This window comes from Rhizobacter sp. P2_H2, assembly GCF_056403375.1.
This window is the reverse complement of record NZ_JBFUFP010000211.1, coordinates 1-6,750: the sequence shown is the minus strand read 5'-3', so window position 1 is coordinate 6,750 and position 6,750 is coordinate 1. Positions and strand designations below refer to the sequence as shown.

The window sequence follows — 6,750 nt, the reverse complement described above, 5'->3', positions numbered from 1 at the left end:
GAGCCGCCCCGCGCAAACCCTGTGCGGACTTTCCCGCGAACCGGCCGCGCCGGCATTCCCCGGCGCAAAGACCCCTCTTAGACTGCGCCGGCTGTTCGATGGGTCGATCCAGGTTCAACCCATTGAACGGCGCCATCTCCCCGGAGCCCCTCCGCATGCTGCAAGAAGCCCAACGTCCCCGCRCTCCCGCGACCAAGCCGGCCCTGGTGCCGGCCGTCACGCGGGCCGCCGCGTTGCTGGACCTGCTGGCGCAGCAGCGCGAGGCGATGAGCCTGGCGCGGCTCTCGGCCAGCCTCGGCCTGCCGAAGAGCAGCGTGCACGGGCTGTGCAACACGCTGAGCGCGCTGGGCTACCTGCGCCGCGAGGACGACGGCTGCTTCTTCATCGGCCCGCGCGTGATGGGCCTGGCGCATGCGTTCGTCGCCCACACCAGCCCGGCGCAGGAATTCACCGCGCTGTGGGCCGAGGCCGGTGCGGCACCGTCCGAGACGGTGATCCTGTCGGTGCTCGACGGTGCCGACGTGGTCTACGTCGCCGCCCGCAACGGCGTGCGCCCGCTCGGCCTCGCGTTCACCGTCGGCATGCGCCTGCCGGCGCACCGCGCGGCCACCGGCAAGGCGATGCTCGCCTGGCTGGACGAGGCCCGGCTGCTCGCCCACTTTCCGCAGGACCGGCTGCCGGGCTTCATGAACCGCGCGCCGATCGAGCGCGGTGCGCTGCTCGACGAGCTGGCCGCGATCCGCCGCCGCGGCTACAGCACCGACGACGAGAGCGTGCGCGAGGGCGTGTACTGCTTCGGCGCCCCGGTGTTCGACGCGTCGGGCCAGGCGGTGGCCGGCGTCGGCGTGTGCCTGCAGAAGGCGATGCTCGACCCGCAGGTCGCGGCGCAGCAGAGCGAGACCGTGATGCGCGTCGCGCGCGAGCTGACGCAGCGCCTGGGCGGCAGCATGGCCGTGCCGCACGAAGCGAATCCATGAATACGACCGCCATGAGCACAGCAGCCAGCCCCAGCGACACCATCCTCGAGACCCGCGCGCTGACGAAGGAGTTCAAGGGCTTCGTCGCGGTGAACCAGGTCGACCTGAAGGTCCGGCGCGGCCACATCCATGCGCTGATCGGCCCGAACGGCGCCGGCAAGACGACCTGCTTCAACCTGCTGACCAAGTTCCTGACGCCCACGCGCGGGCAGATCCTCTTCAACGGCGCCGACATCACGCGCGAGAAGCCGGCGCAGATCGCACGGCGCGGCGTGATCCGCTCGTTCCAGATCTCGGCGGTGTTCCCGCACCTGAGCGTGCTCGAGAACGTGCGTGTCGCGCTGCAGCGCAAGCTCGGCACCTCGTTCCATTTCTGGAAGTCCGAGCGCACGCTGCACAGCCTGAACGACCGTGCCCGCGCGCTGCTGGCCGAGGTCGACCTCGCCGGCTATGCCGACACGCCGACCGTCGAGCTCAGCTATGGCCGCAAGCGCGCGCTCGAGATCGCGACCACGCTCGCGATGGAGCCCGAGTTGATGCTGCTCGACGAGCCGACCCAGGGCATGGGGCTGGAGGACGTCGACCGCATCCGCCAGCTGATCAAGAAGGTGTCGGCGAACCGCACCATCCTGATGGTGGAGCACAACATGAGCGTGGTCGCCAGCATCGCCGACACCATCACGGTGTTGCAGCGCGGCGCGACTCTGGCCGAAGGGCCGTATGCCGAGGTCTCGAAGAACCCGGCCGTCGTCGAGGCCTACATGGGCACCGCCAACGTCGAACTGCAGGGCGCGCACTGACATGGCCGATCGATTTCTCGAAGTCCGCGGGCTGCAGGCCTGGTACGGCGAATCGCATGTGCTGCACGGCGTGGACTTCCACGTCGACGAAGGCGAGGTGGTGACGCTGCTCGGGCGCAACGGCGCCGGCCGCACCAGCACGCTGCGCGCCATCATGGGGCTGACCGGCAGCCGCAAGGGCTCGATCCGCATCCGCGGGCAGGAGGCCATCGCGATGCCCACGCACCGCATCGCGCGGCTCGGCATCGGCTACTGCCCGGAGGAGCGCGGCATCTTCTCGAGCCTGTCGGCCGAGGAGAACCTGCTGCTGCCGCCGAAGCTGGCCGATGGCGGCATGGCGATCGACGAGATCTACGCGATGTTCCCGAACCTGAAGGAGCGCGCGGGCAGCCAGGGCACGCGCCTCTCGGGCGGCGAGCAGCAGATGCTGGCCGTCGCGCGCATCCTGCGCACCGGCGCGAAGCTGCTGCTGCTCGACGAGATCTCCGAGGGCCTGGCCCCGGTCATCGTGCAGAAGCTCGCCGAGATGGTGGTGCTGCTGCGTCGCCAGGGCTACACGATCGTGATGGTGGAGCAGAACTTCCGCTTCGCCGCGCCGCTGGCCGACCGCTTCCTCGTGATGGAACACGGCCAGATCATTCAAGAGTTCACCCAGGCCCAATTGCCTGACCGCCTGGCCCAGCTCCACGAGTACCTGGGCGTCTGATCTTCAAGATCCACCACACAAGGAGACCTCAATGAAACTGAGCCACATCGCCGCCGCCTGCTCGCTCGCCGCCACCGCCGCCCTCGTCCCTGCCCACGCGCAGGTTTCCGGCGACGTGATCCGCATCGGCTTCATCACCGACATGTCGGGCCTGTACTCCGACATCGACGGCCCGGCCGGCGCCGAGGCCATCAAGATGGCGATCGCCGATGCGGGCGGCGCGATCAACGGCAAGAAGATCGAGCTGCTCGTCGCCGACCACCAGAACAAGGCCGACGTGGCCGCCGCCAAGGCCCGCGAGTGGTTCGACACGCAGGGCGTCGACATGCTGATCGGCGGCACCAACTCCGGCACCAGCCTCGCGATGGCCAAGGTGGCGCTCGAGAAGAAGAAGCCGTTCATCGCGGTGGGCGCCGGCAGCTCGGCGCTGACCAACGAGCAGTGCACCCCGTACACCATCCACTGGGCCTACGACACGATGGCGCTGGCCAAGGGCACCGGCGGCGCCGTGGTGCGTGCCGGCGGCAAGAGCTGGTATTTCCTGTCGGCCGACTACGCGTTCGGCCAGGCGCTGCAGAACGACACCACCAATGTCGTGAAGGGGGCCGGCGGCACGGTGGTCGGCCAGGTCAAGCACCCGCTGTCGGCCAGCGACTTCTCGTCGTTCCTGCTGCAGGCGCAGTCGAGCAAGGCGCAGATCCTGGGGCTCGCGAATGCCGGCGGCGACACCATCAACGCGATCAAGGCGGCCAACGAGTTCGGCGTCACGAAGACGATGAAGCTGGCCGGGCTGCTGGTGTTCATCAACGACATCCACTCGCTGGGCCTGAAGACGACGCAGGGCATGTACCTGACCGACAGCTGGTACTGGAACAAGGATGCCGAGACGCGCGCCTGGAGCCGCAAGTTCTTCGAGAAGGTCAAGCGCATGCCGTCGTCGCTGCAGGCGGCCGACTACTCGGTGACCGCGAACTACCTGGCGGCCGTCAAGGCGACCGGCAGCGACGATGGCGACAAGGTGCTCGCGCAGCTGCACAAGGCCAAGGTCAACGACATGTTCGCGAAGAACGGCACGGTGCGCGAGGACGGCCGCATGGTGCACGACATGTACCTGATGCAGGTCAAGACGCCGGACAAGTCGACCGAGCCGTGGGACTACTACAACGTGGTCGAGACGATCAAGGGCGATGCGGCGTTCACGACCAAGGCCGAGAGCAAGTGCGCTTCCTGGAAGTGACCGCCTGAGCGAGGCCTGCAGCGTGAAAGACGCCCCATGACAGAAATCTTCGGCATCCCCCTGCAGGCCTTCGCCGGCCAGTTGCTGCTCGGCCTGGTCAACGGCTCGTTCTACGCGATGCTCAGCCTGGGCCTGGCGGTGATCTTCGGCCTGCTGGGCATCGTCAACTTCGCGCATGGCGCGCTCTACATGATCGGCGCCTACGTGGCCTGGTTCTCGATGGAGAAATGGGGCCTCGGCTACTGGGGCGCGCTGGTGCTCGCGCCGGTGATCGTCGGGGCGCTCGGCGTCGTGATCGAGAGGACCTTGCTCAAGCACCTGTACAAGCTCGACCCGTTGTACGGGCTGCTGCTGACCTTCGGCCTCGCGCTGATCGGCGAGGGCGTGTTCCGCGACCAGTTCGGCGTCTCCGGCCAGCAGGTCAACGTGCCCGACGCGCTGCAGGGCGCGACCAACCTCGGCTTCATGGTGCTGCCGAACTACCGCGCGTGGGTCGTCGTCGCATCGCTCACGGTGTGCCTGGGCACCTGGTTCCTGATCGAGAAGACGCGGCTCGGCGCCACGCTGCGCGCCGGCACCGAGAACCCGGCGCTGGTGCAGGCCTTCGGCATCAACGTGCCGCGCATGGTGATGCTCACGTACGCCGGCGGCTCGGCGCTGGCGGCGCTGGCCGGCGTGCTGGCGGCGCCGGTGATCCAGGTCACGCCGCTGATGGGCAGCAACCTGATCATCGTGGTGTTCGCGGTGGTCGTGATCGGCGGCATGGGGTCCATCCTCGGCTCGATCCTGACCGGGCTGATGCTTGGCCTGGTCGAGGGGCTGACCAAGGTGTTCTACCCCGAGGCCTCGAACATCGTGGTGTTCGTGATCATGGCGATCGTGCTGGTGATCCGGCCGGCCGGGCTGTTCGGCAAGGAGAAGTGAGCGTGTCCACCACGAACAAGAACGAGGCCTTCCAGCGCAAATCGCTGATCGCCTGGGGTGCGCTGCTGGCGCTGCTGGTGGCCGCGCCCTTCATCGGCATCTACCCGGTGTTCATGATGAAGGCGCTGTGCTTCGCGATCTTCGCGTGCGCCTTCAACCTGCTGCTGGGCTTCACCGGGCTGCTGTCGTTCGGGCATGCGGCCTTCATGGGCTCGGCGGCCTACATCACCGGCTGGCTGGTGCGCAGCGCCGGCTGGACGCCCGAGCTCGGCATCATCGCCGGCACGCTGGTGGCCGCGGCGCTCGGGCTGGTGGTCGGCCTGATCGCGATCCGCCGCCAGGGCATCTACTTCGCGATGATCACGCTCGCGATGGCGCAGATGATCTACTTCGTCTGCCTGCAGGCGCCGTTCACCGGCGGCGAAGACGGCCTGCAGGGCGTGCCGCGCGGCAAGCTGTTCGGCCTGATCCCGATGGCCGATGACCTGGCGATGTACTTCTTCGTGCTGGCGGTGTTCGTCGCGGTGTTCCTGCTGATCCTGCGCATCGTGCATTCGCCGTACGGCCAGGTGCTGAAGGCGATCCGCGAGAACGAGCCGCGCGCGATCTCGCTCGGCTACGACGTCGACCGCTACAAGCTGCTGGCCTTCGTGCTGTCGACCGGCATCGCCGGGCTGGCCGGTGCGATGAAGACCTTCGTGCTCGGCTTCGCGACGCTGTCGGACGTGCACTGGTCGCTGTCGGGCGAGGTGATCCTGATGACGCTGCTCGGCGGCATGGGCACCTTCGCAGGCCCGGTGCTGGGCGCCTTCACGATCATCGGGCTGCAGGACTACCTGGCCGACCGCGTCGGCTCGTGGGTCACGGTGATCATCGGCGTGATCTTCGTGGTGTGCGTGATCGCATTCCGGCGCGGCTTCGTCGGTGAGCTGATCGCGTGGCAGAAGCGAAAGTCATGAACTAGCGTCTGAGCGGCAGCAAGCTCTGCTTCAACTGCCGCAGCACGAAGCTCGACTTGCTGTGCCGGATCCCCGGGATCTTGTAGAGCCGCTCGCGCAGCAGCCGTTCGTAGTCGCGCGTGTCACTGACGGCGATGCGCACGTAGTAGTCGTAGTCGCCCGACACCAGGAAGGCCTCCAGCACCTCGGGGATCGCCTCCAGCGCGCGGCCGAACTCGAACAGCGCCTCGTCGGAGTGGCTGTCCAGCGTGACCTGCACGATCACCGTGTCCGGCAGCCCGACCTCGGCCGCGTTCACGCGCACCGAGTAGCCCTCGATCACGCCGGCCTGCTCCAGCCGCTTGATGCGGCTCCAGCACGGCGAACTGGTCAGCCCGACCTGCGTGCCGAGTTCGCCCATGCTGATGCGGGCGTCGCGCTGCAATGCTTCCAGGATGGCGATGTCGAACTTGTCGAGCTGCATGCTGTGACCTCTTGAAGATGCAGGAGGATTTGCCGCTGGCATCGTAACCTGCCGAAGTTTCGGCAGCCTTTGCTGCGCGTCGCACGAGAAACTTCCGGGCATGAATGCACCTGTCGCCCTCGCCTGCCTGCAACCCGCCCCCACCCGCACCCCCGACAGCGCCGACCTGCTGATCGCGACGCTGCTCGCGCACGGCATCGACACCGTGTTCGGCTACCCCGGCGGCGCGGTGCTGCCGCTGTACGACGCGCTGCACCGCGAGCCGCGGCTGCGCCATGTGCTGGTGCGGCACGAGCAGGCGGCGGTGCACGCCGCGCAGGGGTATGCGCGCAGCACCGGCCGCATCGGCGTGGTGTTCGTGACCTCGGGGCCCGGCATGAGCAACACGACGACCGGCCTGCTCGACGCGCTGTGCGACTCGGTGCCGGTGCTGTGCATCAGTGGGCAGGTCGCGACGACGTCGATCGGCACCGATGCGTTCCAGGAGTGCGATGCGCTCGGCATCTCGCGGCCGGTGACGAAGTGGAACGCGCAGGTGCGCAGCGCCGCGCAGCTGGTGCCGCTGCTGCGCAAGGCGCTGAGGGTGGCCGCCAGCGGGCGGCCCGGGCCGGTGCTGCTGGACCTGCCGAAGGATGTGCAGCTCGCGCCGCAGGTGCCGGTGCCCGCGACCGCGGCCCCGTGGGC

At 68.3% G+C, this 6,750-nt stretch carries 8 protein-coding genes; 7 read left to right on the top strand and 1 reads right to left on the bottom strand.

Annotation, left to right across the window (positions count from 1 at the left end; all coding sequences use genetic code 11):
• The first annotated feature begins 155 nt into the window (after positions 1–155).
• From AC1D15_RS13465 to AC1D15_RS13440, 6 genes are read left to right on the top strand one after another with little or no spacing between them, the layout of a single operon-like run.
• A complete protein-coding gene (locus AC1D15_RS13465; RefSeq protein WP_477826370.1) occupies positions 156–977 on the top strand; it encodes an IclR family transcriptional regulator in 822 nt (273 codons plus the stop codon).
• Between the two features lie 11 nt (positions 978–988).
• Positions 989–1,777 (top strand): ABC transporter ATP-binding protein, encoded by a 789-nt coding sequence (locus AC1D15_RS13460; protein ID WP_047510844.1) that lies wholly within the window; start codon positions 989–991, stop codon positions 1,775–1,777.
• Between the two features lies 1 nt (position 1,778).
• Positions 1,779–2,483, top strand: a complete 705-nt coding sequence (locus tag AC1D15_RS13455; RefSeq protein WP_047510842.1) for an ABC transporter ATP-binding protein — start codon at positions 1,779–1,781, stop codon at positions 2,481–2,483.
• A 31-nt stretch (positions 2,484–2,514) separates the two neighbouring features.
• A complete protein-coding gene (locus AC1D15_RS13450; RefSeq protein ID WP_477826369.1) occupies positions 2,515–3,720 on the top strand; it encodes an ABC transporter substrate-binding protein in 1,206 nt (401 codons plus the stop codon).
• Positions 3,721–3,756: 36 nt separating this feature from the next.
• Complete coding sequence (locus AC1D15_RS13445; RefSeq protein ID WP_047510839.1) at positions 3,757–4,644, top strand: branched-chain amino acid ABC transporter permease; 888 nt, start codon at positions 3,757–3,759, stop codon at positions 4,642–4,644.
• Between the two features lie 44 nt (positions 4,645–4,688).
• Positions 4,689–5,603, top strand: coding sequence for a branched-chain amino acid ABC transporter permease (locus AC1D15_RS13440; protein WP_477826371.1), 915 nt, complete (start codon positions 4,689–4,691; stop codon positions 5,601–5,603).
• Between the two features lies 1 nt (position 5,604).
• Here AC1D15_RS13440 and AC1D15_RS13435 read toward each other — a convergent pair whose 3' ends face one another.
• On the bottom strand, positions 5,605–6,066 hold the full coding sequence (locus AC1D15_RS13435; RefSeq protein ID WP_047510836.1) for an Lrp/AsnC family transcriptional regulator: 462 nt from the start codon (positions 6,064–6,066) through the stop codon (positions 5,605–5,607).
• A 100-nt stretch (positions 6,067–6,166) separates the two neighbouring features.
• Between AC1D15_RS13435 and AC1D15_RS13430 the strand changes: the two genes are divergently transcribed.
• On the top strand, positions 6,167–6,750 hold a 584-nt coding region (locus AC1D15_RS13430), incomplete at its 3' end, for a thiamine pyrophosphate-binding protein (RefSeq protein WP_477826368.1).

Bases quoted from the DNA above. Each gene is read 5' to 3' on its own strand.
- AC1D15_RS13450 (WP_477826369.1), top strand. From the start codon at position 2,515: ATGAAACTGAGCCACATCGCCGCCGCCTGCTCGCTCGCCGCCACCGCC.
- AC1D15_RS13435 (WP_047510836.1), bottom strand. From the start codon at position 6,066: ATGCAGCTCGACAAGTTCGACATCGCCATCCTGGAAGCATTGCAGCGC.
- AC1D15_RS13455 (WP_047510842.1), top strand. From the start codon at position 1,779: ATGGCCGATCGATTTCTCGAAGTCCGCGGGCTGCAGGCCTGGTACGGC.
- AC1D15_RS13445 (WP_047510839.1), top strand. From the start codon at position 3,757: ATGACAGAAATCTTCGGCATCCCCCTGCAGGCCTTCGCCGGCCAGTTG.
- AC1D15_RS13460 (WP_047510844.1), top strand. From the start codon at position 989: ATGAGCACAGCAGCCAGCCCCAGCGACACCATCCTCGAGACCCGCGCG.